Genomic DNA, 17,041 nt, shown 5'->3' on the forward strand with positions numbered 1-17,041 from the left:
CTACCTCGTGCAGGATGGAGGAGTCCACATCCGCCACGTTAGTCGTCCTACGGCGGATCAGTGCAAAGTGAGGACCTGGTGCCTACCTCGAAACGCCCGCGCCAACCAGTCGTAGCGGTCACAGGTGCTGCCTCGGGCCTGGGCCGCGAGCTGCTCGCAAAGCTCGTCTCCGCCGCGGATTTCCGCAGGGTGGTGGCCATTGACGAGGAGCGCGGCGACATCAAGGAGGCCACCTGGAGGGTGATCGACGTACGAGATCCGCTCTTGGCGAACCGGATATCCGACATCGACGTCCTGGTTCATCTGGCCGGTGACTACGCCGTCGACTCCGACCCCGGGGAGCGGAGAGCGTACAACCTGAGAGCGGCGCAGACCGTGCTCACGGCCAGCGCGGCCGCTCGCGTCCGCCGCGTCGTGCTCGTCACGAGCGCGATGGTGTACGGCGCCGCGCCCGACAACGACGTGCCCCTCGCCGAGGACGGCCCGGTCGCGGCCGAGCCCGACACCGGCGTGGTGGGCGACTACCTGGAGATCGAGGCGCTGGTACGCAGGTCGCTGCGCAGTCATCCGGGGCTGGAGCTGACCGTGCTGCGTCCGGCCGCGGTCGTCGGTCCCGGCGTGGACACCGTCATCACCCGCCACTTCGAGTCGCCGAGACTGCTCACCGTCAAGGGGTGCACGCCGCGCTGGCAGTTCTGCCACATCGAGGACCTGGTCTCGGCCCTGGAGCTGGCCGCGAAGGGCGTGATCACCGGCGTGCTGGCCGTGGGCTCCGACGGCTGGCTGGAGCAGGAGAAGGTCGAGGAGCTGTCCGGGATCCGCCGGTTCGAGCTGCCCGCCGGGTTGACGTTCGGCACCGCGCAGAGACTGCACCGGCTGGGCATCACCCCGGCTCCCGCCACGGACCTGCACTATGTCGTCTATCCGTGGGTGGTCGACTGCGCGCGGCTGCGCGAGGCGGGCTGGAAGCCGGCCTGGACCAACGAGGCGGCGCTCGCCCAGGTGCTGGAGCTGCGCGAGAACCGGACGACCGTGGTCGGCAGGCGGCTGCCCGTCAAGGAGGCCACGCTCACCGCCGCCGGCGCGACCGTCGCGGTCATCGGCACCGCCGCGATCGTCCGCCAGGTGCGCAAGAAGCGGCGGGCGTGAGGATCGGAGGGGAACAATCTGTAGGCTCTTTTCGTGGACGTTATCCGCTTGCTGGCAATTCGTGACACCGCGCTCTCCGTCGACGAGGTGATGGCCGCGGTGGGTGACCACGCGGCCGGCGGCACCACGCTCTTCGTGGGCACCGTGCGTGAGCAGGACCACGGCAAGCCCGTGACCCGGCTCTCCTACTCGGCCCACCCTTCGGCCGAAAGCGAACTGCGGACGGTGGCGGAGAAGGTGGCCACCGATTTCCCCGTCACCGCGCTGGCGGCCGTGCACCGGGTCGGCGATCTGGAGCTCGGCGACACCGCCGTGATCGTGGCTGTGGCCAGTGCGCACAGGCAGGAGGCGTTCCTGGCGGCGCGCAGGCTCATCGACGACCTCAAGTCCCAGGTGCCGATCTGGAAACATCAGGTGTTCGCCGATGGGTCGACCGAGTGGGTCGGTGCCTGCGAATAAGCTCGATCCATGTCACGACGCGCCCTGACCCTGCTGGTTTCGGCCTTTCTCGTGCTCGCCCTCGGGATCGTGGGGGCGCTGTCGAAGGTGCCGTACGTCGTGCTCAGCCCCGGCCCGACCGAGGACACCCTCGGCAAGGTCGACAACAAACCGGTGATCACGATCAGCGGGCGGGAGACATACCCGACCGATGGTGAGCTGAGGCTCGTCACCGTCGCCTATCAGGGCGGGCCCAACGCCAAGATCGACCTGCTGACCGCGCTGCGCGGCTGGATCGATCCGACCGTGGCCGTGGTGCCGCAGGAGACCATCTTCGCCCCTGACCGCTCGCAGGAGCAGGTCGAGGAGGAGAACACGGTCGAGATGACCAACTCCCAGGACGACGCGACCGCCGCCGCGCTCAACGAGCTCAAGATCCCTTACACCACCGTCATCTCGGTGGTCTCCACGGTGAAGGACCAGCCCGCCGCCGGCAAGCTGCTGAAGGGCGACGAGATCGTCTCGGTCGACGGCAAGCCGGTCAGTGAGATCGAGGCGGTCGGCGAGGCGGTCAGGGCGCGCGGTCCGGGCGAGGAGGTGACGTTCGGCGTGGTCAGAGGCGCGCAGAAGCTCGACGTCGCCGTGCGGACCACCGGGGAGAAGGGCAAGGCCATGGTGGGGGTGACCATGCAGGCCAAGTACAAGTTCCCGTTCGAGGTCGACATCAACGTAGGCGACGTGGGCGGGCCGAGCGCCGGGCTGATGTTCTCGCTCGGCATCGTGGACAAACTCACCAGCGGCCCCCTCACCGGCGGAAAGCAGGTCGCGGGCACGGGCACGATCACCCCGGAGGGTGAGGTGGGCCCGATCGGCGGCATCGCCCAGAAGATGGTCGGCGCCCGTGACGCGGGGGCCACCGTCTTCCTCACGCCGGCCGACAACTGCGCCGAGGCGCTGAAGGGCGCGCCCGACGGGCTGCGGCTGGTCAAGGCGGAGACGTTGAGCGGCGCGGTGCGCGCGCTCGACGCGCTCAACACGGGGAAAGGCGAGGTGCCTTCTTGTGGCTAGGGACGAAACTTCCTGCTATCGCCGTGCGTTAGTCATAGGGATGGCACCGCAGTGTAGGTTGCCAGACACGGACCGTTTCTTCATCACGACGAGGGGTTGGCCTTGAGCTTCCGGACCCCAGGAGCCGGCGGCAGGGCGATGCGCTTGCCCCGCCGACCGCGACTGCTTCTGCCTGTCGCGATCGCACTCGTGGCGATTGTGGCACTTTTCTTCCTTTTTTCCGGGATTTATACGGATTATCTATGGTTTGACGCCATCGATTACATTCCCGTCTTCTCCGGTGTGCTGCTGACCGAGATCGTGCTGTTCCTCATCGGGGCGCTGCTCATGGTCGGCATCGTCGGCGGCAACATGCTGCTGGCGTTCAGGACCCGGCCGATGTTCGGGCCCGCCATGTTCGGTGGCGGCAGCGGCGCCGACCGCTATCGCATGGCCATCGACCCCCATCGCAAACTCATCTTCATCGTCGGCATGGCGCTGATCGGGCTGTTCGCCGGCTCCTCTTCCGCCGGGCAGTGGCCGACCTGGATGCAGTTCGCCAACGGGGAGAAGTTCGGCAAGACGGACGAACAGTTCAAGATGGACCTCTCGTTCTTCATGTTCGACCTGCCGTTCATCCGGATGCTGCTGAACTTCCTGTTCACCGCCGTCGTCATCGCGGCCATCCTCTCGGCGATCACCCATTACCTCTACGGCGGATTCAGGCTGCAGTCGCCCGGCGTGCACGCCTCCCGCGCCGCGCGGATCCACCTGTCGGTCCTGGTCGGCGTCTTCGTGCTGCTCAAGGCCGTCGCCTACTGGATCGACCAGTTCGACCTGGTCTTCTCCGACCGGGGGTTCGTGCACGGCGCCTCCTATACGGACGTCAACGCCGTCCTGCCCGCCAAGAACATTCTCGCGATCATCGCGCTGATCTGTGCCGCGCTGTTCTTCGCCGCCATCTTCCGGCCGGGCGGCATGCTGCCCGGCGTCTCCCTCGGTCTGCTGGTGCTCTCGGCCGTGCTGATCGGCGGCGTCTACCCGCTGCTGGTCGAGCAGTTCCAGGTCAAGCCCAACCAGCAGGGCAAGGAAGCCCCGTACATCGGCCGCAACATCACAGCGACACGCGACGCGTACAAGATCGGTGATGCGGAGGTCACTCCGTACACCGCCGAGGCCGACCCGACCAAGGTGCAGGTCAGCGGCGACGCCTCGGTCTCGGGCGTGCGCCTGCTCGACCCGGCGCTCGTGTCCGCGACCTACGAGCAGACCCAGCGCATCCGTGGTTTCTACGCCTTCGCCGACCAGCTCGACGTCGACCGTTATCCCGACTCGACCGGCAAGCTGGTCGACCACATCGTCGGTGTCCGCGAGCTGACCGGGCCGCCCCAGGGGCAGAACAACTGGATCAACCGGCACCTCGTCTACACCCACGGCTACGGCATCGTGACCGCGCCGGGCAACAAGGTCGACTCCGGCGGCCTGCCCGACTACGACGCCAAGAACATGCCGGTGACCGGTCCCCTGGTGACCAGCACCGATCTCAAGGAATCGCGCATCTACTTCGGCGAACACGAGAACATCACCAACAACTACGCCATCGCCGGTGGCAACCCGAACAGGCCGCAGGAGCTCGACTACCCGGAGACGGGCGGCACCGGGCAGGCCAACACCACCTACACCGGCGCGGGCGGCGTGCCCGTCGGCTCGTTCATCAACAGGCTGTTCTACGCCGCCAAGTACGGCGAGGTGAACATCCTGCTCTCGGGCGACATCAACGACAACTCCAAGATCCTGTACGAGCGCAACCCGCGCCTGCGGATCCAGAAGGTCGCCCCGTTCCTGACCCTCGACTCCAACCCCTACCCGGCGATCGTCGACGGGCGGGTCACCTGGATCGTCGACGCCTACACCACGTCCAACGCCTACCCCTACTCGCAGAGCGAGAGCCTCGGCGAGATGACCAGGGACCTGTCCACCGACCGCTCCCGCGTCATCGCCCAGCAGCCGCAGGACAAGATCAACTACATCCGCAACTCCGTCAAGGCCACGGTCGACGCCTACGACGGCACCGTCACCCTCTACGGCTGGGACGCCAACGACCCGGTGCTGAAGACCTGGAGCAAGGCCTTCCCTGGCGTCATCCGCCCGGCCGCCGAGATGAGCGAGGACCTGCGCGCCCACGTGCGCTACCCAGAAGACCTGTTCAAGGTGCAGCGCTACACCCTGTCGCGCTACCACATCACCGACGCCGCGGCCTTCTACAGCGGCCAGGACTTCTGGAACGTCCCCAACGACCCGTCGCAGGGCGACCGCAACATCAAGCAGCCGCCCTACTACCTGACCGCCACGATGCCGGGCGGGCAGCCGACGTTCTCCCTGACGACGACCTTCGTCCCCAGGGAGGGGCCCAACCTGGCGGCCTTCATGGCGGTCGACTCCACGGCAGGCCCCAACTACGGCAAACTCCGTATCCTGCGAATGCCGTCCAACACTCCGATCCCAGGTCCGGGCCAGGCACAGAACGCCTTCCAGAGCCGGTTCGCGGGTGAGCTCAACCTGCTGGGCGTCGGCGCCTCGTCGGTTCGCTACGGCAACCTGCTGACGCTGCCCTACGCGGGCGGGCTGGTCTACATCGAGCCCGTCTACATCCAGGTGGCGGCCGGCGGCGGCCAGGAGCCGTACCCGATCCTGCAGCGGGTGCTGGTGTCGTTCGGCAGCAAGATCGGTGTCGACCGCACCCTGCAAGGGGCGCTCGCCCAGGTCTTCAGCGCCGACCAGCAGACGCAGACGGAAGAGAACGCCCAGGAGAATCAGCCGACCGAGAACAACCAGGCCGCCACGGCCCTGTCGACGGCCATCTCCGAGGCGGAGAAGGCCTACGACGACGCCCAAAAGGCCCTGCAGAGCGACCCGCCGAACTGGGTCGAATACGGCAAGGCTCAGCAGCGGCTGGACGACGCTCTGGAGAAGCTGAAGACGGCCGGGGCCCAGCCAGTGCCTTCGGCCAGTCCCACGGCCTCACCGTCGGCGTCGCCCACCGCCACGCCGACGGTGACACCGACGGGCTCACCGACGCCGCCACCGGCTGGGGGTTAGGTCAGTCAGTTTGCGTAAGCCCCGTGTCAGGGATAGTCTTTAGACACACACCGACGCGGGGTGGAGCAGTTCGGTAGCTCGCTGGGCTCATAACCCAGAGGTCGCAGGTTCAAATCCTGCCCCCGCTACCAAAAGAAAGGCCCTCCAGGATTATCCTGGAGGGCCTTTCGCATTTCCGGGAAACCATTCACTGGAAACCATTCACTGGAAACCATTCACTGGAAACCATTCACCAGCAAATGGAGTGCCGTACATCACAACGGCCGGACTCGACGTGTGGGGCGAGTCCGGCCGGATGTGGGGGTAGGGGTTTATGCCATCAGCACCTCCTGCCGCTGTTGATGCACTGGACGACGGTCTCCATGAGTTCCTCCTCCATCACGCCGATGGCGCCGACATGGTCGGTGATCGGGTTGTGGCGTTCGCTGGCGAACGAGTCCAACGCGAAGGGGACGTCGGTGCCGTTGGGCCGGGTGTTGGGCAGGTCGTTGTAGACCAGCGTCATGCGCAGCTGCGGCACGGCCTGGGTGCCGTCCGGGCAGGCGCCGCTGTCGTCGGGGAAGACGAGGTGGTCGCGGTGGTTGGCGCTGTCGGTGTTCTGGCCGTCCCAGCAGCTGGGCATGTCGAAGATGCGCGTCACGTTGCTGCCGGACGGGCAGATCGGGTACTTGTCGGTGATGCGGTCGGTGAAGCCGGTGCAGGTCCAGACCGCCTTGGCGTTGGCCGGGCCGTTGGTCACCGCCTTGGCGTCGCCGAAGTTGATCCTCAGGAAGCGCGGCGCCGCCGTGACATCCGAGACGGGGTTGCCGCGGTACTCCAGCCGCGCCACTGACGGCCGCACCGGCGTGCCGATGTTGTTCTTGTCCACCTCGGGAGCGCCGGGCTCGTCGTTGGGCCCGCGTACGCGGATGACCGGCCAGAAGTAGGTCGTCTTGTCGGCCTTGTTGCGGCAGGTGGTGTCGGACGCGGCGAGGCTCTCGTTGGTGGAGAAGGCGTCGGCGGACACGTTGCCCACGTAGTCGTGCAGGTGCTGGGCAGCGTTGACCACGCCCGGGGCGTTGATCAGGTTGTCGGTGTTGCGATGCTCCTCCTGGTTCGTGCCACAGTTGGAGACGAAGCTGCCGCTGGAGCCGTTTCCACGCGCCTGCGGTCGCTGATTGCGTGGCACCTGCCGGATGTCGATGAAGTCCTCGGCCGACGGTCCGATGGCCGCCGCGATGTCCTCCTCGCTCTGCCCACCGTCGTCCTGGTTACCCTCGTCCTGGCCGTCGCCTGGCTCAGGGCTGGGCGATCCGGTGGCACCGTCGCTCGGTTCCGGCGCGGGTGCGCCGGTTTCGCTGAGTTCGCAGGGGGCGAGTGTGGCGAGGTCGTCGGGGCGTTCGGCGGTTCGGCCGATGGCGGTGGCGATGCGGTTGAGGGTGGCGGTGCGTTTGGCGGTGAGGGGGTCGAGGATGGCGTTGCGGACGAAGTTGGGTCCGCCTTGTCCTTCGGAGTTGGCCAGGCGGGTGTTGGCTTCCTGGAGTTGTGTCTCTAGGAGTTCGAGGTTTTGGTCGACTTCGTTCTGCGCGGCCGCTGGGATCTCCGGGAGTCTGCCGTTGACGCCGGGGCAGACGATGGTCTCCGCCGCCATGCTGCTGGCCTGGGCGGATAAGGGGGCGCCGGACAGGACCAGCGCGATGCTGCCCCCTAGCGAAACGGCGCCCAGCCAAGGTCTGAGCCTCCTTCTCCCCGATCTGTTGCGCATGCGACCTCTCCTTCCGGTCTTGGGAAAGTCCGGTCTCCGAGAAGTACGGGGGAGAGAAAGGCCGGGTTCAGTCGCCCGAAGCGGGACGAGCCGGGCCCTCCGGGGGGAGGCGTCCCGGAGGGCAGGGCGGTTGGAGCGGTCAGCCTTCTTCGCGGTCCGCCTCTTCCTTGGTGTGGTGTACGGTGCCGTCCGCGTGGTCCGGTGGCCCGTACACCGTGTAGAGGACCAGCGGGTTGACGCCGGTGTTGACGAAGTTGTGCCGGGTCCCTGCCGGTACGGCGACCAGGTCTCCCTGGTTGACCTCGCGGACCTCGCCCCCGACCCGCGCCTCGCCGGTTCCGGCGACGAAGGTGAGAATCTGGTCGTTCTCCTCGTGGACCTCATCGCCGATCTCGCCGCCCGGCGGGATGGTCATGATGACCAGCTGGCTGTGTTCCCCGGTCCACAGGACCCGGCGGAAGTCGGCACTCTTCTCAGCGATGGTGGCGATGGTGAAGTGCTGCACTGTTCTCTCGCTCCCGTAATGATCAGGCGCATGGACATTCGCGCTCCTACCCCGCAGACCGTCCGAGATGTCCGGAATTGCGCCCCGCATGCACAGGCCGGGGCCACCTCCTCCGGAGCGTGGGTAAGAAGGGATCATGAGCGCGAGATATGACGGTCTGGCCGAGTGGTACGACGACATCATCGGCTCCGGCGCAGCCGCGAACTTCCCGGACCTCGCCGACATCCTCGGCCCCGGTGATGGGCTCTGCCTGGACCTGGGCTGCGGCACCGGCCGCTATCTGGAGCTGATCCGCTCCACCGGCAGGACCGTGGTGGGCCTCGACCGGTCGGACGACCAGTTACGGCTGGCCCGCCACCGAGACCCGGCGCCGCTCCTGCGGGGTGACGGGACCGCGCTGCCGTTCGCCGGCGAGGTGTTCGGCACCGTCACCGCGCTCTGGGTGTCCACCGACCTCGACGACTTCGCCGGGGTGCTGAAGGAGGCCGCGCGAGTCCTGCGGCCAGGCGGGATGCTGCTCTTCTACGGCGTGCACCCCTGCTTCAACGGCCCGCACATCGAGAACCGGGAGGACGGCGCGCTCATCATCCATCCCACCTACCGCCGGACAGGCTGGCACCCGCGCTCGCCGTGGTGGCCCAGCGGCGGCCTCAGGGACCGGCTCGGGATGAACCAGCTCCCGCTGCCCGACCTGCTCAACGCCTTCATCGGCGCCGGCCTCGGCCTCGACAGGGTCTACGAGCCGCGTGAGCAGCCCATCCCCGGCATCCTGGCGATACGCTCGCATCGCCTGTGAGGACGGACTTTCCACGCTAAGGGTCTCAAAATCTCAACTTTTGTAACAGCGGGTTGTCGTGCGGGAGCCACGCGTGCATAGTGGGGCAAATCACAGTGCACTTCTGCCACTTCCTGCCCACAACCGGCAGATCGACTAGCGGATTGGACCTAGCAATGAGCTCCACCCCGCCGATCCGCTCGAAGATCCTCAAAATCCTGCTGGTGCCCCTGGTCTCGCTGGTCGCCCTGTGGGCGTTCATCGCGTACAGCATGGTGGCGGAGACCTCAGGGTTCGCGCAGAGCCGGAGCGAGTGGGACGCGGTCGGCGCGCCCGCTCGCGCGCTGATGGTCGAGGTCCAGCACGAACGCCAGCTGTCCGCCGAGCTCGCGGGCCGGACGGCGCGCGACGCGCAACTCGCGGCGCAGCGGCAGCGCACCGATCAGGCCGTGGCCCGGATCCGGGACGTGGCGCAGCAGGTGTCGGTGACCGGGACGCCTCCCGAGGCGGTGCAGGGCCTGCTCAACGTGCTCGACGGGCTGCCCGCCGTGCGGGCCGGCGCCGACCTGGAGGAGACGGCCCCGCTCGCCACGACCGAGAAGTACGACGCGGTGATCAACGTCGCGCAACGCCAGTTCGGCGGTTCGGAGAGGATCACCGAAGTGTCGTCGTACCGGGTGCTGCGCGGGCTGTCCGCGTACAGCTCGGCCGCGGAGTACGCCGCCAGGGAGAACGCGGTGCTCACCCCGGCGCTGGCCCGCGGGGAGATGACCCAGGCCGAGCACGCGGCGTTCGTCGCGGCGATGACCTCCCGCCGGGTCCAGCTCGCCGACGCCGACCGCGACATCGGCCCCGACCTGCGGGGATGGCACGAGCAGCTGAAGGCGAGCGTCGCCTACCAGCGTTTCGAGAGGGCCGAGAACGCCGTCCTCACCTGGGACGTGACCGGCAAGCCGCCGGTCTCCCCGGCCGACTGGCGGCGCGACGCGAGCGAGGCGTTCGCGGGAATGACCGGGAACGCCGCCAAGGACCTGCAACGGGCCACGCTCAAGGGTGAGGGCCTCGTCGTCGCCGGCCTGCTGCGCATCGTGCTGGTGGTGGGGCTCGGCCTGCTGGCCGTGGTGCTGTCGATCGTGTTCTCCTACCGCTTCGGCCGCTCCCTGATCGACGAGCTGAAGAAGCTGCAGAGCTCGGCCGTCGAGCTGGCCGAGGTGCGGCTGCCCAGGCTGGTCGAGCGGCTGCGCAGGGGAGAAGACGCCGACCCCGCCGAGACGCCGGAGCTGGACGGCGCCCGGACGGCCGAGGTGGCGGCCGTCGTCCAGGCGTTCTCGGACGTACAGCGGACCGCGGTGGAGGCCGCCGTCGGCCAGGCCACCCTGCGCAAGGGCGTCGGCCAGGTGTTCCTCAACCTGGCCCGGCGCAACCAGGCACTCCTGCACCGCCAGCTCAGCCTGCTCGACTCCATGGAGCGCAAGGCCGACGATCCGGACACCCTGGAGAACCTGTTCAAACTCGACCACTTCACCACCCGCATGCGCCGGCACGCGGAGAACCTGATCATCCTGTCCGACGCCGCCCCCGGCCGCCGCTGGCGCGACCCGGTGCCGATCCATGACGTGGCACGCAGCGCGGCCCTGGAGGTCGAGGACTACACACGGGTCACCATCCAGCCGATGCCGGGGGCGCCGCTGCTCGTCGGCAACGCGGTGACGGACGTGATCCACCTGATCGCCGAGCTGGTGGAGAACGCCACCGTCTTCTCCCCGCCGAACACCACCGTCCAGGTGCGCGGACTGACCGCGGCCAACGGGTTCGCGGTGGAGGTCGAGGACTGCGGACTCGGCGTCGAGCCCGCCGCCCTCGCCGAGCTCAACGCCCAGCTCGCCACCCCGCCCGAGTTCGATCTGGCCGGCAGCGACCGGATGGGCATCTTCGTGGTGTCGCGGCTGGCCGCCCGGCACGGGATCAAGGTCACGCTCCGCCCGTCACCGTACGACGGGACGACCGCGATCCTCATGCTGCCCGCGAGCCTGCTCACGCCGCCGGAGCCGCCCGGTTTCTCCCTGTTCGATGCCACGCGTTCCTACCAGTCCGCCACGCCGGCACGAACGCCGATCCGTCCCATCCAGTCACCGCCTGCCGTACCCCAGATCGACGAGGACCTGGACGGGCTGCCCGTCCGCGTGCGGCAGGCCAACCTCGCACCACAACTGAGCAGTACACGTCTGAAGCAGGACCCCGAAACCTCCGCCCGCTCCCCGCGGGAGCTCCTGGACCTGATGACCTCCATGCAGGAGGGCTGGCGTCAAGGGCGCAGAGAGGCGGAAGGGGATCAGGACGTGCGCAACGAAAGGGATTCCCATGGCTGACGCTAGATCCGAGCTGAGCTGGCTGCTCGACGACCTGACCCACCGGGTCGACGGCATCCAGCACGCGGTCCTGTTGTCCGCCGACGGCCTGACGATGGGCGGCTCCCAGGCGCTGACGCGGGAGGACACCGAGCACCTCGCGGCCATCGCGGCCGGCAGCCACGGCCTGGCCTCGGGAGCCGGACGGCACTTCGGACTCGGCGGCGTCCGTCAGACGATCTTCGAGCTGGAGGGCGGGTTCCTCTTCGTCACGGCCGCCGGACAGGGCGCCCGACTGGCGGTGCTGGCCGCGGGCGACGCCGAGCTCGGACTGGTCACGTACGAGATGGCACTGCTCGTCAAGCGCGTCGGTCAGCATCTGACAGCCCTGCCGCGAGGAGCGGCGCCCGCGCCCGCCTGGAACGGCATGGCGCCGTGACGGACGCGGATCCAGGACCTCTGATCAGGCTGTACGGCCTGACAGGCGGCCGGGCGCGGCCTCCTGGCGAGGCGTTCGATCTGGTGGCCATAGTCACGACGATCACGACGCCGATCGAGCCGTCCGGCCTGAATCCCGAGCAGCACGCCATGCTGGCCATCTGCCGCGAGCCGACCCCCGTGGCCGACGTGGCGGCACAGCTCGGGCTGCCCCTCAACATCACCCGCGTGCTCCTCGGCGACCTCCGGCGCGAGGGCCTGGTCGACATCGCAGCGCCGCAGCCCGTCGACGAGACGATCGACGAACGTACCTACAGGGATGTACTGCATGGAATTCGCAGGCTTTGACCGCCCCCGGCCCTCCGGAGGTACGCTCACCGCCACCGCGCTGAAGATCCTGGTGGCAGGAGGCTTCGGCGTGGGCAAGACCACCATGGTCGGCACCATCAGCGAGATCCGTCCCCTGCACACCGAGGAACTGCTGAGTGATCGCGGTGTGGGCGTGGACGACATCTCGGGCGTGGAGACCAAGATCGCCACGACCGTGGCCCTGGACTTCGGGCGCATCACCATCCGCGACGGTCTGTGGCTCTACTTGTTCGGCACCCCTGGGCAGGACCGCTTCTGGTTCATGTGGGAGGAGCTGGCGCTGGGCGCGCTGGGCGCCGTCGTCCTGGTCGACACCCGGCGGCTGCAGGACTGCTTCCCCGCCGTGGACTACTTCGAGAAGCTCAAGCTCCCCTTCGTGGTCGCGGTCAACTGCTTCGACGGCGCCCGCCGCCACGATTCGGCGAAGGTGCGGCGGGCGCTGGGCCTGGACGAGTCCACGCCGCTCATCATGTGCGACGCCCGCGACCGCGCCTCCGTCAAGGAAGTGCTGACCACCTTGGTCACCCACTCGATGAGCAGCCGCTAGCGGGCGCCCGCCCGTCAGGACGCCGTGCAGGCGAGCGTCGACGGTGTGCTGCTGTCAGCGTCCCCGCTGCCGAGGAAGCCGAACGTGGCCGTCGCGTTCGGCGCGATGCCGCCGTTCCAGCCGAGGTCGGTGACCGTGACACCGCCGGACGTCGAGAGGTTGCCGTTCCACAGCTGCGAGATGGACTGCCCAGCGGGGAAGGTCCACCCCACCCGCCAGCCCGTCATGGGGGACGAACCGGTGTTCCGCACCGTGACCTCCGCCTGGAAACCGCCCGCCCACTTGTTGATCAGCCGGTACGACGCGGCGCAGCCGGCACCGGCCGTCGGCGTCACCGTCGGCGTCACTGACACGGTGGGCGTCACGGTGGGGGAGACCGTGGGCGACGGCGCTGCCATGGCCAGGTCGTAGGCCCGTTGCGGCACGAACTGGCCCGCCGTGGCGATGCAGCCGTCGGCCTCGCCAGGGGGCTTCACCCACAGGAACGCGTCGATGGCCGGATCGCCGGTCTCGGTGGTGCTCCAGGTGCCGGTGGCCCGGCCCGCCGGATCGCACCACTCACTGCCCGCCGGCCCGTTGCCGTTGCGGCTGGTGTCGATGACCGCGCCCAGCCCGGAGACGCCCGTCGCGGCGATGACGCTCTTGGCGAACGACACCAGGCCCCCCGTGGAGCGGTAGTTCGAAGTGTTGACGGCGATGCCGTCGGCGCTGCCGGCCACGTCCGCGCCGTTCAGCCGACTGGCGGCCTCCGAGGCTGACAGCCAGGCGTCGTGGCCGATGTCGAAGTAGACGTTCACCTGGGAGGACGTGGCGTTGAAGCGCCTACCGGCGTAGGCCATGGAGGCCTGGACCTCGGCTTGCTGGGCGGCGTTCATGCAGTTGGACATGATGGGCAGCGCGTCCGGCTCCAGGACGATCGTGGCCGGGCGGCCGCCCAGTCCTGCCGCGATCTGGTCGATCCAGGCCCGGTACGCCGCGTGGTCGGGGGCCCCGCCCGCGCTCGGGCCGCCGCAGTCGCGGTTCGGCATGGCGTACACGACCATGATGGGGATCTTGCCCGCCGCCGCGGCGGCGCCCACGTACGCGTCGACCTGGCCGCGCACAGTCGCCGGGTTGTAGGTGGCGAACCAGCGGCCCTGCGGGACGGCGGCGATCCGGTCCCTGATCACGCCGGCGCGGCTGTCGTCGGGGTTGTCGGCCACCCACGTGGCCGCGTTGGTCAGCGGATCCACGTAGAACGTGGACTCGGCGGCCTGAACGGCGGACGAGGTGAAGATGGCCGTCCCCGCCGCGACCGTGGCGACCGCGGTGAGGATGGTGGCCAACAGGGGCCTTCTGCGAGACATGGATACTCCGTCCGATGACGTGGGAGCGCTCCCATTGCTTCTTTCGGATGGTAGGGAGCCAGGGGCGGAGCCAGAAGGGGCGGCGGTCGGCGAAATGCGCGCTCCCGCCAAAGGCACAGGCGGGACAGGTCGGCCCTGCGCCGAGTGGCTGAAAGTTTCAACCCCCGGGACGGTTCTTGGCAGGTCACCCGGGATCTTGGTGCTGGCTTGCTATCGTCGGCGTGTGCCTGTTCCCGCCCTGCCCGCGCGCAAGCGGATGCGGTGGCTCTGGTTCGTGGCGCCGCCGCTGTGCGCGACCGTGGCCAGCCTGATCGGCGCGGTGTTCCCGGGAGGCAGCCTCTATGTCTGGTCCTATGCCTTCCTGTTCTGGCTGATCACGGCCGCCTGCTGGGGAGTGCTGCTCTACCTGCCAGGCAGCCGAAGGCATGCCGGCGTCGCCGTCGCGCCGGTTCTCGCCGTCGTGACATGCGGGGCCGTGGCGGTGGACCTGCCGATCCGGGTGGCCTTCGCGGTCTCCGAGTCGGCTCTGTCCGACTATGTGAGCTCGCTGCCGCTGCATCCCGAGAGCATGACGCTGGGAGACGCCGAAGCCGGGCTGGGCGTCGACTGGGTGGGAGTCTTTCCCGTCGGGCGTGCCGTCCGCCACGCCGACAGCTCCGACCTCAGCGTGATCGGGGCCGGCGGATGGCTCGAATTCTGCGGGCTCACCTACGCGTCGGGCGACGGGAGGATCCGGTCCTCCTCCGTCGACCACCTCTCCGGCCGGTGGTACGTGACCTGCGACGACTTCTGACGGCTCAGTTCCGATGGACCAGCAGGTAACGCCAGAAGAGCAGGCGGCGGATACCGGCCCCCGGGAGCAGGTCCGCGGCCTGGCTCCGCACCTCGTCCAGCGTCATGGAGGCCGTCGCGACGGGCGCCTGGACGGGGGAGGTGGCCCGCCGGCCGCTCAATGCCAACCGGGCGGCCGCGTTCACCGGGACGGCCGCCGCGCTGACGAGATGGTCCGACCACGTGCTCTCGCGGTAACAGCCCAGCACCGCCAGCACACCGCCCGGCGCGAGCGCCTCTCGCAGCCCGCTCACTGTTCCGAACGGCATGTGGTGGAGGCTGGCCAGGCACGAGATGAAGTCGTAGTGGCCCTTCGGCAGCGGCATCGCCGTGATGTCGGCCTGGACGAAGCGCACGCCGTCGATGGCGGGCGCCGCCGCGATCACCTCTTCGCTCGGGTCGACGGCGTCCACGTCGAGCCCGCGTGCGGCCAGCCTGCGGGCGAACAACCCGGTGCCACATCCCACGTCGAGCCCACGCTGCGCCGTCGACGGAACCTGCCGGAGGAGAAGGCGGTGGTAGTGATCATTGTGGTTGAACGCCATGGCCGGGAGTATGGGGTCTTGTCGCTATTAGTCGTAGCTGATTACATGATTACATGACTGAGAACGCGGTGCCGACGCTGTACGAGTGGGCGGGGGGCACGGAGGCCCTGGAGCGGCTGACCGAGGTGTTCTACCGGGAGGTCAAGAAGGACGAGCTCATCGGCCCCCTGTTCGCGCACATGGACCCGGACCATCCGAAACATGTGGCGATGTGGCTCGCGGAGGTGTTCGGCGGTCCCTCCCGCTACACCGACGAACGTGGCGGATACGCTCACATGCTCGCCTACCACCTGGGCAAGCACATCACCGAGCCACAGCGCCGGCGATGGGTGAGCCTGCTCATGGACGCGGCAGACGAGGTGGAGTTGCCGGACGACCCCGAGTTCAGGGCCGCCTTCTTCGGATACATCGAGTGGGGGACGCGACTCGCCCGGCAGAACTCCCAGCCTGGGGCGGAGCCGCCGCCCGAGGCTCCGGTGCCCCATTGGGGATGGGGTGTGGCGCCGCCCTACATCCCTTGATCTCCTGAGTCAGGCCTTGCCGATCATTTCGACGGTCTTCCAGACGGCCCATCCCATCAGGAACAGGGCGAAGACCGCCTGGGAGACGCGCACCCAAGGGGCCGAGGCGACGTCGGCATAGATCACGACACCGAGCCACATCAGCCCAAATGTCCCGACCAGCGCGATTGCTGCCCAATTCATACCCCGCTGCCACATATGCGCAGTCTTCCAGCCACTTCGCCAATGCTGGGTATGAGTCAGGTCGCCATCGGGTCACTGGTCCGGCATCACCCGGCCGTCCGCTCGGTCGTCGGGCGGTGCGCTTCAGTTGGGAAGGGCGCGGGCGGGCTTGTGATGGGCGCGCCCGCTTATCTGGCATGGCTGCGGCCGGGCTTCGTCTGGACGCGCCCGCTCATATGCGCAGGCTGCGGCGGGCTCATCTGGACGCGCCCGCTCGTCTGGACGCGCCGCTCGTCTGGGCAGGCCTGCTCATCTGGGCAGGCCGCGGGTCGCGCCCACGCAGCGGCGCAGCCGCATGTTGCGCGTGCGGGCCGGCTTGGGCTGCTCCAGGCAGGCGAGAAGGGTGGCGGCAGTACGGGCGTCGGCGAGGATTCGCTGGACCGCCTCACCGTCGCGCGGGAGCTGGCCGTGCTCGGCGAGCTCGTGCTTGATGAAGGCCATGGGGTCGGGGGCGCCCACGGCGTCCGCCGCGACCGTCGCCCGGGAGGCGGTGAGCAGGCGCAGATAGTGGGTCCGGAGAATGGCCTCGCGCGTTCGGGCATGCTCAAGGTCGTCGATCAGCATCCGGGCGATGCGCAGCAGGTCATCGGCATGGGTCGCGTCGTCGGCGAGAAAGGCGCGGATGTCGTCGAACTCCGAGCGGGTCATAGCGGCCACCTCCGAGAGCACAGTCGGCTCATGGGTACTTCGTACCGGGTGGCGATTGCGGATGACTTGCTGACCACTTGCCTGGCCGTCCGTCTGGACCGGCAGCTCTGGGCGCATGTCAAGCATGTCGGGCTTGTCCAGGTTAGGGCGTCTGACGTTGCCAAGTGGGTGGAGAGGTTTGGGGGTTGCGTGGGGAGGGAAGGACCACATGATTACCACTGCGAGGCCGAGTTGGTCTTGGGGGCTGCTAGAGTTGCTCAGGCACGGGCGGCCAGGACTCGCAGAGTCCGGGAGATGCCCGGCAAACCCCACTCACTTGCTGCACATCGCGATGGTCTCGACCATTCAAATGAGTTGGTAAGTTAGAGGGGTTGTCCCGGAGACGGGGCAGTGGTTATTCCTGCAGGTCGAGCGAGTCCGGTCAATTTGACAGAGACTCAAACGGCTGACAGGATTAAGACATAGCAAA

Annotated in this window: 17 protein-coding genes and 1 tRNA gene; 12 read left to right on the plus strand and 6 right to left on the minus strand. The window is 68.4% G+C overall.

Annotation, left to right across the window (positions count from 1 at the left end; translation table 11 throughout):
• Positions 1–75: 75 nt before the first annotated feature.
• From ACTMTF_RS25880 to ACTMTF_RS25900, 5 genes are all read left to right on the plus strand, one after another.
• Positions 76–1,149 carry an NAD-dependent epimerase/dehydratase family protein gene (locus tag ACTMTF_RS25880; protein ID WP_397012225.1) on the plus strand — a complete coding sequence of 358 codons (1,074 nt, stop codon included), beginning with the start codon at positions 76–78 and terminating at the stop codon, positions 1,147–1,149.
• A 33-nt stretch (positions 1,150–1,182) separates the two neighbouring features.
• A complete protein-coding gene (locus ACTMTF_RS25885) occupies positions 1,183–1,608 on the plus strand; it encodes a molybdenum cofactor biosynthesis protein MoaE (RefSeq protein WP_397011585.1) in 426 nt (141 codons plus the stop codon).
• 9 nt (positions 1,609–1,617) lie between these two features.
• Positions 1,618–2,655: a YlbL family protein gene (locus tag ACTMTF_RS25890; protein WP_441112993.1), complete on the plus strand. Its 1,038-nt coding sequence runs from the start codon at positions 1,618–1,620 to the stop codon at positions 2,653–2,655.
• 138 nt (positions 2,656–2,793) lie between these two features.
• On the plus strand, positions 2,794–5,733 hold the full coding sequence (locus ACTMTF_RS25895; protein WP_441112994.1) for a UPF0182 family membrane protein: 2,940 nt from the start codon (positions 2,794–2,796) through the stop codon (positions 5,731–5,733).
• Positions 5,734–5,787: 54 nt separating this feature from the next.
• A tRNA-Met gene (locus tag ACTMTF_RS25900) sits at positions 5,788–5,864 on the plus strand.
• Between the two features lie 188 nt (positions 5,865–6,052).
• On the opposite strand, the gene ACTMTF_RS25905 is transcribed toward ACTMTF_RS25900, so the two are convergent.
• Both ACTMTF_RS25905 and ACTMTF_RS25910 read right to left on the minus strand, forming a co-directional pair.
• Positions 6,053–7,477, minus strand: coding sequence for a DUF1996 domain-containing protein (locus ACTMTF_RS25905; protein WP_441112995.1), 1,425 nt, complete (start codon positions 7,475–7,477; stop codon positions 6,053–6,055).
• 139 nt (positions 7,478–7,616) lie between these two features.
• Positions 7,617–7,982 (minus strand): cupin domain-containing protein, encoded by a 366-nt coding sequence (locus ACTMTF_RS25910; RefSeq protein WP_397011577.1) that lies wholly within the window; start codon positions 7,980–7,982, stop codon positions 7,617–7,619.
• Between the two features lie 136 nt (positions 7,983–8,118).
• Between ACTMTF_RS25910 and ACTMTF_RS25915 the strand changes: the two genes are divergently transcribed.
• From ACTMTF_RS25915 to ACTMTF_RS25935, 5 genes are all read left to right on the plus strand, one after another.
• Positions 8,119–8,778: a class I SAM-dependent methyltransferase gene (locus ACTMTF_RS25915; RefSeq protein ID WP_441112996.1), complete on the plus strand. Its 660-nt coding sequence runs from the start codon at positions 8,119–8,121 to the stop codon at positions 8,776–8,778.
• Positions 8,779–8,933: 155 nt separating this feature from the next.
• Positions 8,934–11,126, plus strand: a complete 2,193-nt coding sequence (locus ACTMTF_RS25920) for a sensor histidine kinase (RefSeq protein WP_441112997.1) — start codon at positions 8,934–8,936, stop codon at positions 11,124–11,126.
• Entirely contained in the window at positions 11,119–11,544 is a 426-nt protein-coding gene (locus tag ACTMTF_RS25925) for a roadblock/LC7 domain-containing protein (protein WP_397011571.1), read from the plus strand. The genes ACTMTF_RS25920 and ACTMTF_RS25925 overlap by 8 nt, the downstream gene beginning before the upstream one ends.
• Complete coding sequence (locus tag ACTMTF_RS25930) at positions 11,541–11,891, plus strand: DUF742 domain-containing protein (protein ID WP_441112998.1); 351 nt, start codon at positions 11,541–11,543, stop codon at positions 11,889–11,891. The genes ACTMTF_RS25925 and ACTMTF_RS25930 overlap by 4 nt, the downstream gene beginning before the upstream one ends.
• Positions 11,872–12,459, plus strand: coding sequence for a GTP-binding protein (locus tag ACTMTF_RS25935; protein ID WP_441112999.1), 588 nt, complete (start codon positions 11,872–11,874; stop codon positions 12,457–12,459). The genes ACTMTF_RS25930 and ACTMTF_RS25935 overlap by 20 nt, the downstream gene beginning before the upstream one ends.
• 14 nt (positions 12,460–12,473) lie before the next feature.
• On the opposite strand, the gene ACTMTF_RS25940 is transcribed toward ACTMTF_RS25935, so the two are convergent.
• Positions 12,474–13,805: a glycoside hydrolase family 6 protein gene (locus ACTMTF_RS25940; RefSeq protein ID WP_441113000.1), complete on the minus strand. Its 1,332-nt coding sequence runs from the start codon at positions 13,803–13,805 to the stop codon at positions 12,474–12,476.
• A 223-nt stretch (positions 13,806–14,028) separates the two neighbouring features.
• Here ACTMTF_RS25940 and ACTMTF_RS25945 point away from each other — a divergent pair, with 223 nt between their 5' ends.
• On the plus strand, positions 14,029–14,598 hold the full coding sequence (locus ACTMTF_RS25945) for a hypothetical protein (protein ID WP_441113001.1): 570 nt from the start codon (positions 14,029–14,031) through the stop codon (positions 14,596–14,598).
• 4 nt (positions 14,599–14,602) lie between these two features.
• Here the strand turns inward: ACTMTF_RS25945 and ACTMTF_RS25950 are convergent, their stop codons facing one another.
• A complete protein-coding gene (locus ACTMTF_RS25950) occupies positions 14,603–15,181 on the minus strand; it encodes a class I SAM-dependent methyltransferase (protein ID WP_441113002.1) in 579 nt (192 codons plus the stop codon).
• A 53-nt stretch (positions 15,182–15,234) separates the two neighbouring features.
• On the opposite strand from ACTMTF_RS25950, the gene ACTMTF_RS25955 reads away from it, so the two are divergent.
• Positions 15,235–15,702: a group II truncated hemoglobin gene (locus ACTMTF_RS25955; RefSeq protein ID WP_441113003.1), complete on the plus strand. Its 468-nt coding sequence runs from the start codon at positions 15,235–15,237 to the stop codon at positions 15,700–15,702.
• Positions 15,703–15,711: 9 nt separating this feature from the next.
• Here the strand turns inward: ACTMTF_RS25955 and ACTMTF_RS25960 are convergent, their stop codons facing one another.
• Entirely contained in the window at positions 15,712–15,843 is a 132-nt protein-coding gene (locus ACTMTF_RS25960) for a hypothetical protein (RefSeq protein ID WP_441113004.1), read from the minus strand.
• Between the two features lie 330 nt (positions 15,844–16,173).
• Positions 16,174–16,572 carry a hypothetical protein gene (locus ACTMTF_RS25965; protein ID WP_441113005.1) on the minus strand — a complete coding sequence of 133 codons (399 nt, stop codon included), beginning with the start codon at positions 16,570–16,572 and terminating at the stop codon, positions 16,174–16,176.
• Positions 16,573–17,041: the final 469 nt, after the last annotated feature.

Origin of the sequence: Nonomuraea sp. ZG12, assembly GCF_052068115.1 — a bacterium.
GTDB lineage: Bacteria > Actinomycetota > Actinomycetes > Streptosporangiales > Streptosporangiaceae > Nonomuraea.

Coding starts and splice junctions, on each gene's coding strand:
- ACTMTF_RS25890 (WP_441112993.1), top strand. CDS start 1,618: ATGTCACGACGCGCCCTGACCCTGCTGGTTTCGGCCTTTCTCGTGCTC.
- ACTMTF_RS25895 (WP_441112994.1), top strand. CDS start 2,794: ATGCGCTTGCCCCGCCGACCGCGACTGCTTCTGCCTGTCGCGATCGCA.
- ACTMTF_RS25905 (WP_441112995.1), bottom strand. CDS start 7,477: ATGCGCAACAGATCGGGGAGAAGGAGGCTCAGACCTTGGCTGGGCGCC.
- ACTMTF_RS25915 (WP_441112996.1), top strand. CDS start 8,119: ATGAGCGCGAGATATGACGGTCTGGCCGAGTGGTACGACGACATCATC.
- ACTMTF_RS25920 (WP_441112997.1), top strand. CDS start 8,934: ATGAGCTCCACCCCGCCGATCCGCTCGAAGATCCTCAAAATCCTGCTG.
- ACTMTF_RS25925 (WP_397011571.1), top strand. CDS start 11,119: ATGGCTGACGCTAGATCCGAGCTGAGCTGGCTGCTCGACGACCTGACC.
- ACTMTF_RS25935 (WP_441112999.1), top strand. CDS start 11,872: ATGGAATTCGCAGGCTTTGACCGCCCCCGGCCCTCCGGAGGTACGCTC.
- ACTMTF_RS25940 (WP_441113000.1), bottom strand. CDS start 13,805: ATGTCTCGCAGAAGGCCCCTGTTGGCCACCATCCTCACCGCGGTCGCC.
- ACTMTF_RS25950 (WP_441113002.1), bottom strand. CDS start 15,181: ATGGCGTTCAACCACAATGATCACTACCACCGCCTTCTCCTCCGGCAG.
- ACTMTF_RS25955 (WP_441113003.1), top strand. CDS start 15,235: ATGACTGAGAACGCGGTGCCGACGCTGTACGAGTGGGCGGGGGGCACG.
- ACTMTF_RS25960 (WP_441113004.1), bottom strand. CDS start 15,843: ATGTGGCTCGGTGTCGTGATCTATGCCGACGTCGCCTCGGCCCCTTGG.
- ACTMTF_RS25965 (WP_441113005.1), bottom strand. CDS start 16,572: ATGACCCGCTCGGAGTTCGACGACATCCGCGCCTTTCTCGCCGACGAC.